We start from the raw sequence: 15,720 nt of genomic DNA on the forward strand, positions 1-15,720 counted from the left end.
CCTGGATATCTGACCCGCATGGAGCATCATCGTGAGCCAATCGCCACACCCCCTCATCTCCCAGGCTGATATTTGCCCGGGCACTACCTCCCGCGTCCTGCGACATGCCTTGAACTTCATCTTATTGACGCTGCTCACCGGCTGCGGAGCGCTGTCGGATGTCCGCTCTTTCTCCACCCCTTATTCCACGCCTGACGGTGGCGAGACCGCACGCTTGCGGGTGATCAGCGATGGCATGGTCAGGGCCGTACCCAAGTCCGATTGTGTGGACTTCCGCCTGCCGGGCGCGGGCGTCATGGTGGCGTTCCGGGATGGCTACGCCAATCGCAACGGCGAACGACTGGGCATGCCAGACGACGACAAACATTCATCTTCCACGGTAATGACTGAGCTGCTGGTGCCTGCCGGACAGCCCATCGCTTTTCATTACATCGGTGCTCAATGCTACAACATGTTCCGCTTTGTCCCTAAAGCAGGGGCGGATTACCAACTGGAGGCTGCGGGGCGCTTCAAGTGCACGGTCACCCTCAAGCAACTGTCCGTGAAAACGACCGAGCTTCCCCCTTTATCCTTGGAGGACAGCAAGCTGTGCAGGATCACGGATAACTTGTAGCGTGAAAACTTTTCAAGGACGCCATAACGTTTGAAAAGGAATCTTCATCATGGACCCTATCCCCACGTTCCAAACCTGCCGCCTCATCCTCACCCCCCTTGAACTGGCGGATGCACCGGCGATTCAACGATTATTCCCATACTGGGAAGTGGTCCGTTACCTGGACAGCCGCGTGCCCTGGCCGTACCCGGATGACGGCGCGCTGACCTATGTGCGCGACCATGCGCTCCCCGCTGTCGCCGCCGGGCGCGAGTGGCACTGGATGATCCGTATTGCCGAGGACCCGGCACAGGGTATCGGCAGCATCAGCCTCTACGATCAGCCAGGCAACAACCGTGGTTTCTGGCTGGCGCCGCAGTGGCAGAGGAAAGGCTATATGCGCGAGGCGTGCCAGGCGATCAATGCCTATTGGTTCGAAACCTTGGAACGCCCCGTCATGCAGGTGCCCAAGGCCGTGGGCAACCTGGCTTCGCGCAGGGTGTCGGAGCGCGAAGGCATGCGCATGATCGGGACGCAGCAGGGGGAATTTGTCTGTGGGCCGTTGCTTAAAGACGTCTGGGAAATGACGCGTGAGGCGTGGCTTAAAGCGAAAGCTTCATCGAACATCTGATTCCCGCGCCGGCCAGAGCCACCCATCGAGACAGTTACTGACTCGCCAACGGACGCCACGCGGTGGTCTGCAGATAAGGCCACTGTTTAAACAGTAGACCCCGCGTTGTTTCCACGCCCTGCAAGGTTTCTGTGCAATTGATCATCGCGGTAAAGCTGCGCTCGGTCAGCATGAAACTCTCCGACCCCAGTGCCTGGCACTGTTCGCTGGCACCGATTGGCTGGCAAAACATCGGTTGCATTTTCACGTCGTAGCCTTGGGACCGAGTGAATGCCTGGAACTCCGGCATAGCGAGCCGAGCGGGTGTGCCGCTCAGTGCCGGGCCTTGCCAGACGGCGGTGATGAGGCCCCTTGATGGATAGTCGCTCAGCCCCTGGACTTGTCTGGCCTCGAACAAGGCAAAACAGAACGAAGTATGGGTCGCGCTATTGCTTGCTGGCGATGTCACGGGAGCGGCGAGGGGGCGCGTCGGCGCGTCGGCTGCCGCAGGTGCAAGCGCTACCGAGGGTGCCAAGCCCGATGAGTCGCCTATTTCCACCAACGCGTCGATGGGGGCCCGGTTGCGCCACACCTTCAACGGCGCCGCGAAGCCAGGTCGAATACGACTGGCGACAGCGGTCAGCTCGGCAGGGCTGTTGACCGGAGTCCCGGCAATTTGCAAAACGATATCGCCGGCCAACATGCCGGCTTTTTCCGCGCCTGTTCCTGGCACTGGCCTCACGACCAATACGCCGCTGGTTGCGGCTAAGCCAAATTGCTGAGCCACCGCCGGTGTAACGCTGGTGATGTGCAGGCCCAAGCCCCCAGACTGATTAGGTTCCGATGCGGGCATTGTCGCGGACATCCCGGGCGTCGGTGACACCGCAGCGGCAACTGGTGCTGGAGCGCTACCGGCTGAACAATCGCGTTGTCTGGCGACTTGTTGGATCACCAGGTTAACGGGGTCGCCCGCCATGCTCGGATGCTTTTCCCAGCCCTGTTTGGTCGCCAGGAACGTTTCACAATCCATGGCGTAGTAGGTCGCCGGATCTTTGACCTTGCGCAGGTATTCCGCCGTTTCGGCTCGCTCGGCGGAGCTGTACATCGGGTTGACGCAAGACGCCAGGAGAGGGGAGAGCACCAGTAGTGCGGCAAGGCATTTTGTCGACATGGGCTTCTCTGAGGTCGTGGCGTTTAGGCAGGTCCAGGCAAGGTACTATTTGGCCATCATCCTGTCCAACCTCAACCAGGCACTTCGCTGCCGTGGTGATTGAGACGGGTGGCATCTGGGCAAATGTGCATTCGATATACAACTGAAAGGCACTTTGCCATGATGCGGCACGATCCACTCGAATCAATCACTGAGTAGCGAAATGTCCGCATCTGCCTTGAAATCAAGCACCAGGCTTGCCGTTGCACTTTCGCTCACTGCCTTGGCTGGCTGTGCCTCTGATGGCGGTCTCGGTGAGGCGGCGGTAGTCGGTGCGATGCTGCTGCCCATGGGAGGCGTCGATACCAGCATGATGACCAGTGCAGCAGGCCTTGCGGCCGGTGCCTACGTGGTCTCATCGGTTGCCAGTGCGGACTCTGCCAGCGTCTCCCCCGCAACCTCCACCGTTGCCGCCCCCCAAGGCTTGCCACCCATTGACTTGCAAAAGCTGGTGACCCGGGAAACGCCTGACCGGTATCGCTCCAAATCTTGCGAATACATCGAAATGTCCCTCAGCGAGGTGCCGATGTACCAGGCGAGCGCTGAGCCCATCCTGAAGCAGGTCGCCACGGCTCGAAAAGAAGCGGCCAGCCAGGTCTGGCTTGAAAAAGGCTGCCAGCCGGCCAATTTACCTCGCGGCAGGATCGGCGCCAGCATCGAGACCATCGATCCGAAGCGGGCGATGGCGCTGTCAGCGCCTCCCGCCGGAGTTGTGGTGCAGGGGACTGTTCCGGGCAGCGGTGCGCAACAGGCCGGGATCTTGCCTCAAGACGTGATCGTGGCCGTGGATAACGGGCTTATCGCCGATTCAATCGATTTCAGGGTGGCCGTTGCCAAAGCGCCAATCGGCTCGCGGGTGAACCTGAAGGTCTGGCGAAACAACGCGTTTAGCATCGTTCCGGTTCTGGTGGGGCCTGGTGGGACGCAAGTCGCGATGACACCTACGGTGATGGCCAACGGTGCCACGGCGGTGGTCCCGGCCGCAGCCATGTATTGCACCGCCGTACTGTCCACCCAGCATACGTACGGCGCTGCGGTCAGCCCGGTCAAATTGATTGCCGGTGCCGCGAGCGACATGCAACCCTCGCTCAAAAGCTACATCGCCAAGGTGAAGCAGGAACAGCCCGGCGTTTGGGGTGATTTCAAACTCAACAGCGCCGTTTGCACACCGGGCGCCGTGGTGTGCATGGCCGAAGCCAAGGGGCCGACCGGCAAGACCCAGAACGCCTTCGAGTTCTGCCACGCGACGCAAGCCAAGGCGGATGCTGAACTGGCCCAGATGCGTCAGGGGGATCCGAAAGCGGTGCTTGTTGATTGGCCGTGAGCTGTGATTGTCCGTTGCGGTGCATGAGTTGAGGAACTGGCTAATCATGAGTACCTGTCAGCGACGGTTGGTGTCCAAATCCGTTGACGACGATGTACAACAGCGGACCGACTGATACGAAGATGGCCGTGATCAGGAAGTAAGGCAGCAGCGATGTGAGCGACCGGCCTTTCGAACGTGCGTCCCGGTACATCCAGACGCAGGCCATGCAAGCGAGTAGATAAAGATCGATGACAACCTGCGCGGTGTCTGGGCGCGACATGAGCCCGAGGCCGAACGCCAGGAGCGATTGCTCGGCGACAAACAAAGTACTCGCCGTGTACACGGAAAAAAGCAGCAATGTCACCAGTGCGATGTAAGGTTTCTTCAAGTTGCCTCCCTGGACAAGTTCGTTGATCAGGGAGGTAGGCTAGTGATTTGACCGTCATGGTTTCAATGACCTCTGAGGTCATCGACGCCGTTCACCCGCAATGCCAGAGTCAACGGATGACCAGTCGACCTTTCTCTCGAACAACGCCGCCAACCTCGGCCGGTGCCCAACTGCGTCACTTGCGCCAACAGGCCGGGCTGAGTCAGTTGGACTGCGCGCTGATGACAGGGCTATCTCAGCGTCACCTCAGTTGCATCGAGACGGGACGCGCGAAGCCAAGTCCCGGCACCCTGCATAACTTATTGACTGCCCTGGATGTACCTTTGGAACGATGCAATGACATCTTCCTCGCTAGCGGCTACGCCCCTCGCTACGAAACGACGCCGCTCACATCATCGACAATGGAGGTGGTGCGTGCTGCCATTGATCACATCCTTCACGCCAATAACCCCGCCCCAGCAATTGTCTTGGATGCTCAATGGGACATCCTTGCCGCCAACGCCAGCGCGGGAGTCTTGTTCGATCTGGTGGGGCTTGCCAGAGAAGCGGCAGAGGGGCTTAACCTGTTGGTGACACTGCTGCAACCCGGCGGCTTGGGCGATCATTTGAGTAACGCCGAGGAAATAAGGTTAGTGGCTTGGCAGCGCGCATCCAGGGAAGCCTTGAGTAATCCGGCGCTGGCTGAGATCCTGAAGAGCCTGCCGGCCCCACACAGCGCTGCGCTGGCTAACGAACTGCCTCCGCTGCTGCTGACGCGAGTCGACTCTTCCCAGGGGGAGCTGAGGTTCATGTCGACGTTCACCACCTTCGGTATGCCGCTCGATATCACGATGAGCTCATTGCGTATCGAGCATCTGATTCCTGCCGACACTAGAACTTGGGAGGTCATGACGACGGCATATAAGAAGACGCAACACTCAGACTGATCAAGGATGAATACATGCAACCGTCACTCAATCGAATCATGTTGTATGTCCGGAACGCTCAGGCAACCTGCAATTTTTACTACGGTAATTCCATCTCCAGCAGAGCGTTTGCATGCCACTGAGCTTTCATAAGATGCATGCCAATGGCGACGACTTCATTATTGTCGACTCGCGCAATGCAGCCAGCCCAGTGACAAGTGCCCTGGCCCGGCGTATGGGCGATAGGAACCGGGGCGTGGGCTTCAACCAGCTCGCGGTGTTGCTCGATTGCGACGATGCCGATGCGCGGGTGATGTTCTGGAACGCAGATGGCTCCCCGCTGGATGTTTGCGGCAGCGCGACGCGAGGAGCGGCGGATCTGCTGATGCGCGAAGCAAATGCTACTTCGCTGGTACTGCGCACCAACCGCGGTCTGCTGACTTGCGAGCGTACTCCAACCGGCGACATTTCCGTCGCCATGGGCGTGCCGCTTTTCGGCTGGTCGGACATTCCTTTAGCGCAAGCACTGGACACCGCCGCCTTGCCACTGGCCGGCAGTCCCGCCGCGTGCAGCATGGGTAATCCGCACTGCACTTATTTTGTCGATGATCTGGCCAGCGTTGATATCGCGACGATCGGCCCGGCCATCGAAACCAACGCCCTGTTTTCGCTCAAGACCAACGTTCATTTCGTCCAGATCATTGATCGCACGCATATTCGGTTGCGCATCTGGGAGCGCGGTGCAGGGATTGCGCAGGGGTCGGGGTCCTGTTCGTGTGGTGCGGTTGTTAACGGCATCCGTCGTGGTTTGTTGGACAGCACCGTCGAGGTTGAATGTGATGGCGGAAGCGTAACGGTTCAGTGGAATGGCGTGGGTGCGGTCGTTCTTATCGGGCCGGTGGAGGAAAGTTTTTCGGGAACGATGAGTCAAGGTTGAGTGGGTGGTGTTTAAACCCTGATACTGATATTTGCAGGACGTTGTGCATCATTAAATCAAAAGGAAGTTTTACTCATGTCGGAGCAACGCATTCGGCCCCTCGCTCTTTGTATCTTTCATCATCACGGAAAAATACTGGTCAACCAGTTTTACGATGCCAATAAAAAACAGATGTTTTTTCGTCCCGTTGGCGGTGGTATTGAGTTCGGCGAAAGAAGCCATGAGGCCATCGTCCGAGAAGTGCAAGAGGAGCTGGGTGCCTCGATCAGCGACCTTCGACTGATTGGCACCTTGGAAAGCATTTTCACCTACGCCGGCAAGCCTGGGCACGAGATCGTCCAAGTCTACGATGCAAGGTTTGACGACGCCGATCTCTACAAACAACCCTGGCTGGAAGGCTTTGAAAGCGACGGTGCATCGTTCAAGGCCACGTGGTGCTCCAGTGACAGCTTCACGGCTCTGTCACCGCTGGTGCCTGAAGGACTTTACGATTTGCTCAAGTCGGCTTCGCTCCTGGAATAAGTCGGATCAGTGAAGGTCATCCATAATCCGGAGCTACGGCTAAGATGCCTGGACCGGATCGTGCCGCAAAGGCAGCTCTCAACTGATAGTCCTGTGTTTTTTTACACATGATCCGCGAAGCCGGCAGCAAGTACACACATAATCTTAATAGATACACACTCCGTGGCGAGGGAGCTTGCTCCCGCTCGGCGGCGTAGCCGTCGTAGACCATTGTCCCCGTTTTTTCTGAAAAAAGTACTTTGGGGCGGCTTCGCCACCCAGCGGGAGCAAGCTCCCTCGCCACGGGATTATCGAGATTGGCATCATTTCTCCACAATCCTGAGCCACGGCCAGCGAGCCTGATAACTCTTCGCCTTCTCATCGAACAAATCCGGCTGCGGATTATTTGGATTGATACGCAGAAAGCCTTGCTCGATATCCTCTAGGCCAAAGGGCGCATAGACCTCACCGGTTTCAACATCCAGCCCAACACACGTGCCCCCAATCAAGTAACGATCAATGCCATCCTTGGCCGACTGAAGCTGAGGATAAGGCTTGCCAAACCGCTGACCGTACCAAAGGTGGACGCGAGCCTGATTCTTGACCTCAATGTTGACGTCGAGGTCCTGGAAGAGTCGCTGGGCGGCGTTGAGCACTTCGTTCTCGGCTTCCCAAGACAGGTCCGGGTCAAAGTAAAAAACATCGTAATCCTTAACGCCCCAAGAAGGCGGTTGCTGTGATTGTTGATTCCAGACGGCTTGGAACAGGCAGCCAGCCGTGAGCATGCATTGATTTAAACCGAGTGCAGGCAAGCGCGAAGTGATTTGTGCGTTGATTGGATTAGTCATTGCTATTTCGACCAAACGTTCAACCGTCAATGTCATGTTCATCTTTGAAATCTATCCAGTCCTGCCGCCCGACAGATGCCTGAGCAAAATCAGCTGAGCTAAGATACCAAACGCATCAATCTCAAGGACGCCCAATGACATTGCAAAGCAGGCCAGTGACGGCCGATGACATCAAGACCATCTGCAGCTTTGTGCTGGACGCTCGGGAACTGTTTTATATGTTCCCGAAAGCCCAATACCCTTTGACCAGTGCTCAGTTGGCTGGCGCTATCGCTCAACGATTCGATTCGACGGTCGTGGAGGCAGGGAAGCGTGTCGTTGGTTTTGCTAATTTCTATCGGGCTGAAAAAGGTGGAGTTTGCTGTATCGGTAATCTCATCGTCGCCCAAGAAGCGCGAGGTAAAGGAGTCGCAACCTTTCTGGTGGAAACGATGACGGCCCTGGCGTTCGACCGCTATGACGCGTCTGAGGTGCAGATATCGTGTTTCAATGAAAACACGGCTGGCTTGCTGCTTTATCCAAAGCTGGGCTTTTTGCCCTTCGCTGTCGAAGAGCGAGTTTCTCCAGATCATCGTAGAACCGCACTTATCCATATGCGTCGCGGTAGAACGGGCGGGGCATAGGCCTGCGCCTCATCATCCTGACCACGTTTTCATATCTACTCCAACACGCCACAATGCAATCGACGCCTGCCATCGGATCAGCGAATGCTGACGCGGATGACGCCGAGCGAAAACCCAGCAAGGAACGCCCATGAATTTCTTCAAGAAGCTCTTCGGTTCATCAAAAGCCCCTGAAACCCAACACGACCAGCCCGCGCCGCAATCCCCTGAGCTTGTCGACCTGACTGAGGCTGAAGCCGCCAGTCTGGCCGTCCGGGAAGCCGGCGCAGCGTGCCTGGATCGTCATTGGAGTGCTGTCGGCACGGTCGAGCGGGATGTCCTTGCCTACTTGATCAGCCCGACCTTTTCCGGCGGCCCGTACTGGCCTTCGACTCGCCAGGCCTATCGCGTGGTTCGCCGTGGCGACACGATCATCCTCGCCACCGAAGGCCTGTCCGATCCATTCGATGATACGGAAGGCATGGGCAACGGTTTCGAAATGGAGTTGTTCGTCGAAACCGCGGACATCCCCGAACACGCCCATGGCCCCGTGGGCGAGGTCGATCCTTTCAAGGGCAGTTGGGCATTCGAATTGGTGGAACACGTCGCCAAGACGGTGGCCGACGCTGGCGGCATCACCCACCAACTTGACCAGTATGGGGCGCTGTCCCTTGAACTTCCCGGGCTCAGCCAATCGCACCACATGAGCGACCAATTGCCCAAACACTTCGTGACCGATGACGATTCCACCGGCGTTCTGCTCGGTGCCCCGGCGCCGGATTTCCCGACCCAACTGGATGACATGCCGTTGTCGCCGGTCAGATTGGTGCCGGTGGTATTGATCACCGCGGCGGAGCTGGAGTACGTGCGTTCGGGTGGGCGAGCGGCGCGGGAGGATCTGGTGAGTCGTTTGCAGGCGGCGGGGGTTGGGCATTTGAGCAGTCTGCATCGGGCAAGCGTGGTGTGATGGCGCAGGGATACCTTCTTGGACGCTGCAGTGCTACAGGTCCAAGGCTTTCGTCATGATGATCGTGCGCTCTGATTTGTGGAACTCATCCCGGGCTTTTTTAAACCCAAGCGAAGCATAAAAGCCTTCTGCGGTGATTGAAGAGGGGACCCGCAGCAGCTTCAGGCCTGCGTTGATGGCGATCGATTGAATCCTCGCCATCAGGTGTCTCCCGAGACCCTTCCCTTGATAGCTCGGGTCGACAAACACGCTTCGGACCACGTCCTGATCGAGACTCGCCGTTGCAACGATATGATTGTCGACTGTTGCTACGAGTATCTGGCGTTGAGCCAATAATTGAAGAATTGCCGGCGGGGAAAAATTTTGCGCCACTTGATCGATAATTTCGGGTGAGTAGTCTTGGGCATTGGACTGGCGCAAGGCATTGATGATCGTTTGACTGATGGCCGGGGCATCGGTATCCATAGCGTTTCGAATCAGGTAATCCATTAGGTGGCTCCTTGCGCATAGTCGCTTGAGCATAGAAGGATTCGGCTTCACTGACCAAAACGGACGGCGCAATGGCTGCTGTCGTCCACAATCTCTCTTTCATAAAGGGCCGCTATGGATGATAGCTCTGCCTTCTTGCTGACCCTTTCAATTCCACGCTCAAGGACGAACCCGTGACCGCATCCCCCGCCAAACTGATCTTCTTGCCCGGCGCCTCAGGCAACACCCAATTCTGGCATCCGGTCGCTGAACGCTTGGCCCACCCGGCGCAGCAAGAACACATCGGCTGGCCCGGCTTCGGAGACACGCCGCCCGTGCCCGGCGTGACCGGCATGAATGACCTAGTGGCGCGAGTGCTGACCGAGATCGACCGACCCACAGCGCTGGTGGCGCAATCCATGGGCGGTATCGTCGCTGTGCTCGCAGCACTTGAACGCCCTGAGCTGATCACCCACCTGGTGCTGACCGTCACCTCGGGCGGTGTGGACATGTCGGCGCTGGGCGCGCACGACTGGCGTCTGGATTTTGCCGCCGCCAACCCGACACTGCCGAGTTGGTTCCTCGACGACTGCACCGACCTCACACACCGCTTGGTCGAGTTGCGCATGCCGGTCCTGCTGCTCTGGGGCGACGCCGATCCGATCAGCCCCGTTCGCGTCGGCCAGCACCTTGCCCAACTGTTGCCTCGCGCTGAACTGCACGTTTTCCCTGGCGCCGATCACAGCCTGGGCTTTACTCACGCAGATGAGGCGGCGAGGCTGATCGAGAGACATCTGGCCAGCGAGTGAGCGGAGCACTCGTTATCGACGTGTCGGACTGATTGTGCGGCGCGGTGTGTTTCAAGACCTCCAGGACTCAATACCTTTTCGAGATAACAATGGCTAACTACCGCGGACTCATCCTCGAAGACACCCGTGAAGGCGCCACCGAGCGTGCCATCGCGCAACTGGAAAGCAGCCTGGGGGCTCGCTTGCCGGACGACTATCGCCATTTCCTCAAGGCCTGCAACGGTGCCTACGTGGAATACGATGTGCTGGCGACCCTGGCCAATGGCGACGAGGAGCTACTTAGTTTTTCACTGTACGGGTTGGACCCGGACAAAGAGTATGAATCAAACCCCTTTGAACTGGAGCAACTGCGGGCGCAGCCCGGCTTCCCCGCAACGGGATTGCTGCCGATCGGTCGCGACGGCGGCGCGAGTATCTTGCTGCTTGATGTGCGGGAAGGGCGCCAGGACGTGGCGGCGATGGTGGCGGGTTTACCGGCCTGGACCGGGCGCCGTCAGCAGGGCGATGAGTACGTGGAGTTGGCGGATTCTTTCAATGGCTATCTGGACTTGCTGCATCTATCTGAAGAGCGGGTCGAGGAGCATATCAATCACTTCATGATCAGCCCTGAGAGTGTTGAAGCGACGTTGGAGTGGTTGGATAAGGGGAGCCCGGGGTGGCGGGAGCGGTATCGGGATTTGTGGAATGCGCGGGTTTTGGATTGGTTGATTTGATGACTTGCCGGTGAGTGACATCCTTGGATGTATACAGGCTCCTTTGGGTCGACTATGCCTGAAGGGGCTGCAGCCGACTCTTTATGGACTCTCAGCGTTATCCATATCGGTCTGTCCCCGATGCTTCGGGGTCTTGGCTCGATAGCTGCGTCGTAGCAGGCAGCAGACGGCAAGTAACGGTCGGTCGACTGATTGGACTGGGACAGTTACGCTGGGGTTTCTCATCTGCACGGAACGGCCTATGACACAGCTATACCGAGGAAGCTGCTTATGCGCTGCCGTCAGTTACGAGCTACTCGTCTCACCAAAAGCAGTGAGTCATTGTCATTGTAGCCAGTGTCGCAAGGGGCACGGGGCAGCATTTGCATCGTACGGCAGCATTCCCCGTAGCGCGCTTCGAGTACTTCGCGGTTCCACCAACATCAAAAGCTATGCTTCGTCAGAGGCCGTATTACGTGAGTTCTGCATTGATTGCGGTTCGACTCTGTTTTGGTCCCGATCTGAAGGTAAATTCTCCGACTGGGTCTCGATAGCGTTGGGCACGCTTGATACACCCTTCCTGCCTCAAAAGCAGAAGCATGTTCATGTCGACTCCGCAGTCCTCTGGTTCAAGTCATCTAACCTGTGTTCTCAGGTCGACTGACGGCTCTGATCGCTTTCTGCCGGTCTCAGTTACCCAGCGTGTCGGTTAAGTCCGATGCAAACGATAGGTCAAGTCGAATTCAAAGAGTGGACAAGCCTGTGCAATACCCAGTTGAGAACAACATGAAAGTTCGAAAAGCCTTACTAACCGATGCAGAATCTGTGTCCAGGCTCCTGGGCCAGTTAGGCTACCAAGCCTCGCCGAAGCTGATCCGAGATAAGCTTGAAGCATTAGAACTTAGCGCTCGCGATACCGTGCTGCTGGCACAAGACGGTAAAAATATTATCGGTGTCATAAGCTTACATGTACTTGAGCTGTTTCATCAGTCGGGTAGGCTCGGACGCATTACCTCGCTTGTCATCGATGAAGACTCCCGAGGACAAGGAGTAGGGGCAATGCTAGTTTTCGCTGCTGATGCATTTTTTATAGAACAACTTTGCGTCCGGTCTGAGGTGACTAGCAGCGACCACCGAATGCAGGCTCACATTTTTTATCAGCAGCAAGGTTACGCGGTCGACGAGCGTCGGTTTGTCAAACGGTATGATTCTTCCGGGGCATAGTAAGTTTAAATTCGACGAGCACGTCACCTTGATCAAGATTTGCAGCTTGATTAGATGGCTGAGTCCCGATTTTTCGAATGACGGCGGTCACCATGGTTGAGCGCCGGCGGATCTGAATATCCCTTCGCGGCTTGAATCCAGCCTTCAGTCGAGACGTTCGATGGCGCGTGCAAGATTGGCGCGCGCCTGCTGCTCAAATGCATCGAAGTACGCTGCGTTCGTATAGATCCGTCCACGCGCCAGGAAGCCTTCAAGGACCTGGCGCCGTTTCTGGCGGTACACAGGCAGAGGCACAAACGAGTACTCGCGGCGAATTTGTTGGTCGTATTCCTCGAACCGCTCGAACGATGCTCCAAGGATCGCCAGATCCGTGTCCACCAAGACCGCTTCGTCTGCCGTTGCCGGGGCGCCGTCGTGTCGCGTCACCATCACCAGGTCGTAAAGCCTGCGTCGCGTTTCATCGTCCAGGCCGCTATCGCGTGCCACGTCGTCCAACCATTGCGCACTGCGCAACTCGTTGTCGCTGCGAAGGGGATCATAGATCGCGTCATGGAACCACAGCGCGAGGTCGACTTCTGCGGGAGCCTGGCAGGCCGCGTTGATGTATCGGCGCACCTGAAGGCATTCCTTCAGATGCTGGAGATTGTGATAGGCGCGGTGCGGCTCGCCGTAGTGTCGAAGGAGTTCTTCGTACGTTTCTCGTGACGCGTCTCTGACGCCAAGCTCTGCCCAGACGCGAACCCAGGGGGCGAAAACTGTGCCATCGGCCACGTCGAGGTCATCGTGTGTGCTGGCCGGGAATAGACCGTTCCTTTCTGGCGAACCCGTCATCGTTTCTCCTGCGCTTCAAAAATGGAAAAAGGGCAATTACCCATGTTCTGCTGCCAACATCGACCTGAACTCAGAAATGATCTCTGAAGATAACCCGGCACCTTCGAACACTGCGCAGGTGAAGCTCACGGGGGCAGGGCCTGGAGCAGTGATGATGCGGTCCGCAACCACAGCGACTGGGCTGCTTCGATAAAACTCATTTCCTTCATAACCCACGGCATTCTTTTGCAAGAAGTCGGCGCTGTTCGAGGTATGAGGAACCGTGTCGAGAAGCCCGGCCCTGGCAAGGGCTAGCGTTCCTCCGCAGATACCGGCAATTGTCGCGCCACTTGATCGACTCGCTTGAAGAAAATCGCGAATGTCGGGTGCTTCGGCACGTTCCCAGACCATTCCTCCAATGACGACGACAACGTCCGGTTTCCAATCCAGGCATTCTTGCAAACTGCTATCAACCGTTACGGCCAATCCACCCTGGGAACGGAACTGCCCCGCAGCGGGAGCGAAAAACCTGAGGTCGATCCCGTAAAAAGGGGACGCAGTTCCAGCGATGAAAGCATATTCCCAGTCCGCAAAACCGGGTGTCAGTATCAAACCCATGCGTGCCATCAGTCAGAATCCTCCATGAATGCCAAATGTTTACCACGGCATTTTCGTTAAGCCGCTGCAAGTCAGTACCACCGGTTACAAACTGGCTTTTTTGTCTGCTGGGGATTGCGCCAGAAACTCCGCGATCAGCGACACAACCTGCTGCTGAATCACCCCCCGAGCACGACCGCCATCACCATCCCGACAAATGATCCCATCCCCTGGCACTTCCTCTTCAAGCATTTCTTCCGCGCCAGGTTTGCACATCGACATGAAGCTGAAATGGCTCGCGTCTTTGATCTCGACGTAACGGCTTGTCGCCGATGAAAGTCGCTTGGCCAGGTTGGCAGACTCCAACTCAGCGGGAAGCTCTTGCGACGGTACACCGGCAGCGATCACCAGGGCGGGGACAGGTAACGCGGCCAAGCTCTCATCGGTCAGGCCCCGTGACAGGCCCAAGTCCAACGTCACCACGGCAGTGACGCGTTTATCGCGCCAATCAGCGGCCAGTTCGGTCTTTGCTTCCGAGGTACTGGCGGGGTTCATCTGTTGGTAAACGGTGCAACTGGCTAGCTGCGAATGAGCCTTACAGTCTTGGGCGAAGCGCACAGGGTCGAAGCGCGCGCCGGCGATTTCCAGGGCGGTCCAGCCGCCGAGTGAATGGCCCACGGCTGCAATTCGGCCATTGGCGACACGGCCAAATTTTTCCGGTTGAGCCGTGACCGCATCGATGGCCCGACGCAGGTCAACGGGTCGCTGCCATAGCTGCGCCGCTGCTTGGGGGCTGCGGTCATGGGTGGTGCTGCCGGGGTGATTGAGGGCGGCGACGATGTAACCCTTTTGGGCCAAGGCGCTGGCCAGCCAGATCTGGTTGCTCCAGTTGCCCCTGTAGCCGTGGGAGAGCACCACCAGTGGATGTTCGCCGTCCGTTGGCTGCGCGTTACGCACGGCGGAGGCGCCGACAAATACCGCGTTATCGGCGATCAGTTGCGCGGTTGCGGTGGTTGCGCTGGGGTACCAAACGACCATCTCCAGGGCGCGGTCATTGTTTGGATCCGGCAGGGTGGAGGACTGGAAACCGATGGGGTGTTCGTTAGCGAATGCGGTAGTTGTCAGGCAGGCCAACAGCAGAGCGCCGAGAGCTGTTTTCAATGTCGTTTCTTCCTTGATTAGACGAATGGAGCTGTCGATAGGCCCCGGCATTAAAGCTCAGATTCGAACCGCAGTGCATAACTTTTATCGACCCGAGAAACTAGCTCGAAGGCAAACTTCGAGAGGGAGAATTTATCACCGGTGTCCATACGAATATTGCGCAACGCCACTACGTTTCTTGGCGCGTCTTTTTTCTTGAAGGTACTCACCTTGGAGCGTCAGGATCTCAGACTTGCTCAGAATGCCCTTCCTCTTGAGATTGACGAGCAACTGTTCGACGTTATCCAGTTCGACGACGTCGCCGGTCAGACGGGTGATGGTCACGGCCATACGACTTATGGCGTCTAGCTCAGCAGTGATATTGTGGGTTTCAGCAAGCCTGCGGACCTGAGTTGCGACACTGTCGGTAGCGGTTGGCGTCATTGGGGAGTCCTCCACTACAGCCAAACCATGACATGGAGCTGTTTCTTTTGTGGCGAGGGAGCTTGCTCCCGCTTGAGTGCGAAGCGCTCACAAAAGGGGCCGCTGCGCAGCCCAGCGGGAGCAAGCTCCCTCGCCACAGGTTGTCGGCTGGCTGGCTTATTCGGCTGGCAGGCTTATAGAGTGGAACCGGCCGGTGCCGCATCCAATCTTCGGGCAATCACATCGATCACGTCGCACCCATCACGCAGTGGGATGCAGCAAAGCTGTGCCAAATCTTGCAAGGTCGCGGGATCGATGGTCAGTTCATCACGCATCGCCAAGTTCTCCAGGAACTGGGTGGCGGCACGGATTCGGTAGGCGGCTGAGTCGAGCAGGATGTGTAGTGGGGCGGTGGTATCGACGTAGAGGGGTTGGTCGTCGGCGTTGCTGGTGAGGCCCATATATCGGTTCATATCAATTCCTTGTGTCATGAATGAACTGCCACACTTTGTCGCCAAACAAAGGGTGACAGCTGTACGCAGGTTGGCGAACCGGTGACACAAGGAGCCGGCAGACCCGAAGGTCTCCCGCGCACAGCTGCCATAAAGCAGTTTCTGTGAGCACGAGTGTGCTTCTGCCACAGCAGAAAGCACCGTTGCACTTGTGTCAATCGAGTCGCCAAACCCGGCCA

General features: G+C 57.5%; 21 protein-coding genes. 12 read left to right on the forward strand and 9 right to left on the reverse strand.

Going from position 1 to position 15,720, the window contains the following annotated elements; translation table 11 throughout:
* Positions 1–31: 31 nt before the first annotated feature.
* Together J3P88_RS09350 and J3P88_RS09355 are read left to right on the forward strand one after the other, a co-directional pair.
* Positions 32–613, forward strand: a complete 582-nt coding sequence (locus tag J3P88_RS09350) for a hypothetical protein (RefSeq protein ID WP_186707238.1) — start codon at positions 32–34, stop codon at positions 611–613.
* Between the two features lie 49 nt (positions 614–662).
* Entirely contained in the window at positions 663–1,223 is a 561-nt protein-coding gene (locus J3P88_RS09355; protein ID WP_434574820.1) for a GNAT family N-acetyltransferase, read from the forward strand.
* A 34-nt stretch (positions 1,224–1,257) separates the two neighbouring features.
* Here the strand turns inward: J3P88_RS09355 and J3P88_RS09360 are convergent, their stop codons facing one another.
* Positions 1,258–2,373 carry a S1C family serine protease gene (locus J3P88_RS09360; protein WP_434574822.1) on the reverse strand — a complete coding sequence of 372 codons (1,116 nt, stop codon included), beginning with the start codon at positions 2,371–2,373 and terminating at the stop codon, positions 1,258–1,260.
* 202 nt (positions 2,374–2,575) lie between these two features.
* Between J3P88_RS09360 and J3P88_RS09365 the strand changes: the two genes are divergently transcribed.
* The gene (locus J3P88_RS09365) at positions 2,576–3,736 is read left to right on the forward strand and encodes a PDZ domain-containing protein (RefSeq protein ID WP_186707241.1); all 1,161 of its coding nucleotides are present in this window, start codon (positions 2,576–2,578) and stop codon (positions 3,734–3,736) included.
* Between the two features lie 40 nt (positions 3,737–3,776).
* On the opposite strand, the gene J3P88_RS09370 is transcribed toward J3P88_RS09365, so the two are convergent.
* Positions 3,777–4,106: a DUF2834 domain-containing protein gene (locus tag J3P88_RS09370; protein WP_434574825.1), complete on the reverse strand. Its 330-nt coding sequence runs from the start codon at positions 4,104–4,106 to the stop codon at positions 3,777–3,779.
* 116 nt (positions 4,107–4,222) lie between these two features.
* Here J3P88_RS09370 and J3P88_RS09375 point away from each other — a divergent pair, with 116 nt between their 5' ends.
* The 3 genes from J3P88_RS09375 to J3P88_RS09385 all read left to right on the forward strand — a co-directional run bounded on the left by J3P88_RS09375 (position 4,223) and on the right by J3P88_RS09385 (position 6,470).
* On the forward strand, positions 4,223–5,032 hold the full coding sequence (locus J3P88_RS09375) for a helix-turn-helix domain-containing protein (RefSeq protein ID WP_434576395.1): 810 nt from the start codon (positions 4,223–4,225) through the stop codon (positions 5,030–5,032).
* A 112-nt stretch (positions 5,033–5,144) separates the two neighbouring features.
* Entirely contained in the window at positions 5,145–5,948 is an 804-nt protein-coding gene (gene dapF / locus J3P88_RS09380; RefSeq protein WP_434574827.1) for a diaminopimelate epimerase, read from the forward strand.
* A 75-nt stretch (positions 5,949–6,023) separates the two neighbouring features.
* Complete coding sequence (locus tag J3P88_RS09385) at positions 6,024–6,470, forward strand: NUDIX hydrolase (RefSeq protein WP_207964854.1); 447 nt, start codon at positions 6,024–6,026, stop codon at positions 6,468–6,470.
* Between the two features lie 302 nt (positions 6,471–6,772).
* Here J3P88_RS09385 and J3P88_RS09390 read toward each other — a convergent pair whose 3' ends face one another.
* A complete protein-coding gene (locus tag J3P88_RS09390) occupies positions 6,773–7,333 on the reverse strand; it encodes a nucleotidyltransferase family protein (protein ID WP_434576397.1) in 561 nt (186 codons plus the stop codon).
* Positions 7,334–7,431: 98 nt separating this feature from the next.
* Here J3P88_RS09390 and J3P88_RS09395 point away from each other — a divergent pair, with 98 nt between their 5' ends.
* Positions 7,432–7,920 (forward strand): GNAT family N-acetyltransferase, encoded by a 489-nt coding sequence (locus tag J3P88_RS09395; protein ID WP_434574829.1) that lies wholly within the window; start codon positions 7,432–7,434, stop codon positions 7,918–7,920.
* 130 nt (positions 7,921–8,050) lie between these two features.
* A complete protein-coding gene (locus tag J3P88_RS09400) occupies positions 8,051–8,866 on the forward strand; it encodes a suppressor of fused domain protein (protein WP_434574831.1) in 816 nt (271 codons plus the stop codon).
* 33 nt (positions 8,867–8,899) lie between these two features.
* On the opposite strand, the gene J3P88_RS09405 is transcribed toward J3P88_RS09400, so the two are convergent.
* Positions 8,900–9,355 (reverse strand): GNAT family N-acetyltransferase, encoded by a 456-nt coding sequence (locus J3P88_RS09405; protein ID WP_434574833.1) that lies wholly within the window; start codon positions 9,353–9,355, stop codon positions 8,900–8,902.
* Positions 9,356–9,528: 173 nt separating this feature from the next.
* Here J3P88_RS09405 and J3P88_RS09410 point away from each other — a divergent pair, with 173 nt between their 5' ends.
* From J3P88_RS09410 to J3P88_RS09425, 4 genes are all read left to right on the forward strand, one after another.
* Positions 9,529–10,143 (forward strand): alpha/beta fold hydrolase, encoded by a 615-nt coding sequence (locus J3P88_RS09410; RefSeq protein ID WP_434574835.1) that lies wholly within the window; start codon positions 9,529–9,531, stop codon positions 10,141–10,143.
* Positions 10,144–10,232: 89 nt separating this feature from the next.
* Positions 10,233–10,856, forward strand: coding sequence for an SMI1/KNR4 family protein (locus J3P88_RS09415; RefSeq protein ID WP_434574837.1), 624 nt, complete (start codon positions 10,233–10,235; stop codon positions 10,854–10,856).
* Positions 10,857–11,097: 241 nt separating this feature from the next.
* Positions 11,098–11,499 carry a GFA family protein gene (locus J3P88_RS09420; RefSeq protein WP_434574839.1) on the forward strand — a complete coding sequence of 134 codons (402 nt, stop codon included), beginning with the start codon at positions 11,098–11,100 and terminating at the stop codon, positions 11,497–11,499.
* Between the two features lie 122 nt (positions 11,500–11,621).
* On the forward strand, positions 11,622–12,059 hold the full coding sequence (locus J3P88_RS09425) for a GNAT family N-acetyltransferase (protein WP_434574840.1): 438 nt from the start codon (positions 11,622–11,624) through the stop codon (positions 12,057–12,059).
* 144 nt (positions 12,060–12,203) lie between these two features.
* Here J3P88_RS09425 and J3P88_RS09430 read toward each other — a convergent pair whose 3' ends face one another.
* The 5 genes from J3P88_RS09430 to J3P88_RS09450 all read right to left on the reverse strand — a co-directional run bounded on the left by J3P88_RS09430 (position 12,204) and on the right by J3P88_RS09450 (position 15,502).
* On the reverse strand, positions 12,204–12,890 hold the full coding sequence (locus tag J3P88_RS09430) for an HD domain-containing protein (protein WP_434574842.1): 687 nt from the start codon (positions 12,888–12,890) through the stop codon (positions 12,204–12,206).
* Between the two features lie 36 nt (positions 12,891–12,926).
* Positions 12,927–13,496 (reverse strand): DJ-1/PfpI family protein, encoded by a 570-nt coding sequence (locus J3P88_RS09435; protein ID WP_434574844.1) that lies wholly within the window; start codon positions 13,494–13,496, stop codon positions 12,927–12,929.
* Positions 13,497–13,571: 75 nt separating this feature from the next.
* A complete protein-coding gene (locus J3P88_RS09440) occupies positions 13,572–14,627 on the reverse strand; it encodes an alpha/beta hydrolase family protein (protein WP_434574846.1) in 1,056 nt (351 codons plus the stop codon).
* A gap of 135 nt (positions 14,628–14,762) precedes the next feature.
* A complete protein-coding gene (locus J3P88_RS09445; RefSeq protein WP_434574848.1) occupies positions 14,763–15,050 on the reverse strand; it encodes a hypothetical protein in 288 nt (95 codons plus the stop codon).
* 173 nt (positions 15,051–15,223) lie between these two features.
* Positions 15,224–15,502, reverse strand: a complete 279-nt coding sequence (locus tag J3P88_RS09450) for a hypothetical protein (RefSeq protein WP_053123691.1) — start codon at positions 15,500–15,502, stop codon at positions 15,224–15,226.
* Between the last annotated feature and the right edge of the window lie 218 nt (positions 15,503–15,720).

Origin of the sequence: Pseudomonas sp. Z3-6 (assembly GCF_051131985.1) — a bacterium.
GTDB classification, from domain to species: Bacteria; Pseudomonadota; Gammaproteobacteria; order Pseudomonadales; family Pseudomonadaceae; genus Aquipseudomonas; species Aquipseudomonas zanjanensis.